This is a genomic window from Paraburkholderia suaedae (genome assembly GCF_040812055.1).
Taxonomy (GTDB): Bacteria; Pseudomonadota; Gammaproteobacteria; order Burkholderiales; family Burkholderiaceae; genus Paraburkholderia.
This window is the reverse complement of record NZ_JBFOAH010000098.1, coordinates 1-1,250: the sequence shown is the minus strand read 5'-3', so window position 1 is coordinate 1,250 and position 1,250 is coordinate 1. Positions and strand designations below refer to the sequence as shown.

Here is a 1,250-nt window from a genome sequence, read left to right as displayed (position 1 = left end):
AGAGTTTCCCGATACGCGCTTTCTGAAAGAGCTGTTCGTGATCGACCGCGACCGCGTCACCTGCACCGGCGGCGTCGCGCCGCTGGACATGATGCTCAACCTGATCGCGCCGCGCGTGGGCACGGCGCGCGTCACGCAGATCGCCGAACAGTTCATCGTCGAGCATGTGCGCGACACCAGCGCGCAGCAGAAGATGCCGCTCGTCGCGCGGCTCGGTTCGGCCAACAAGTCGCTGTTCGAAGTGATCTCGCTGATGGAGAACAACATCGAGGAGCCGCTCTCGCGCGAAGAACTCGCGCGGCTCGCGGGCATGTCGCAACGGCAGTTGCAGCGGCTGTTCCGCGAACATCTGGGAATGACGCCCACCCATTACTACCTGACGCTGCGTCTGCGACGCGCCCGCGAACTGCTGCTGCAGACCGACATGTCGATCATGCACATCACGATGGCCTGCGGCTTCCAGTCCGCCTGCCACTTCTCGAAGAGCTATCGCGACGCATTCGGCACGGCGCCCACGCGCGAGCGGCGCAAGCAGGCGCCCTCGCTTGCCGCGGTGCCGATCCTGGCGGCCTGAGGCGAGCGAGCCCGGCGGGCGTTATGTTTCGTAATCCGTAATAAATGTGCTGAACGGATTTCGCCGCGGGCGTTGCCGCTTCGTTCGCGCATCAGTTCGGCTGCCTCAGGCATCTCTGCGGGTTGCGCTCACGCGCGGGCTCCCCTCCTGGCCGACTTCGATAACCCATGAACGCGCTGAACGGCCTTGCGTTCAGCGGGGGCGTGAGGCTCGCCGCTTCCTCCGTGCATCACCTCACGCCCCGCCCCTGCGTCAGGCCGCCTTCAGCAACCCGTGCGGGTCGATCACAAATTTCTTCGGCGCGCCGCCGTCGAACTGCCGGTAACCGTCGGGCGCATCATCGAGCGACACCACCGTCACGTTGACGATATCCGCGATCGGCAGGCGGTCCCACAGGATCGCCTGCATCAGATTGTGGTTGTACTTCATCACCGGCGTCTGCCCCGTATGGAACGAATGCGACTTGGCCCAGCCGAGCCCGAAGCGGATGCTCAGGCTGCCTTTGCGCGCGGCGGCATCGGTGGCGCCGGGGTCGTCGGTCACGTACAGGCCCGGAATGCCGATCGCGCCCGCCGCGCGCGTGATTTCCATCAGCGAATTGAGCACCGTGGCCGGCGCTTCCTCGTGTGAGCCGCTGCTGCCGTGACCGTGCGCCTCGAAACCGACGCAGTCGACC

General features: G+C 65.8%; 1 protein-coding gene and 1 pseudogene. One reads left to right on the top strand and one right to left on the bottom strand.

Annotation, left to right across the window (positions count from 1 at the left end; translation table 11 throughout):
• On the top strand, positions 1-574 hold a 574-nt coding region (locus ABQJ48_RS37715; RefSeq protein ID WP_367842922.1), incomplete at its 5' end, for a GlxA family transcriptional regulator.
• 252 nt (positions 575-826) lie between these two features.
• Here the strand turns inward: ABQJ48_RS37715 and ABQJ48_RS37710 are convergent.
• Positions 827-1,250: pseudogene (locus tag ABQJ48_RS37710) on the bottom strand (formaldehyde dehydrogenase, glutathione-independent); the annotation flags it as partial.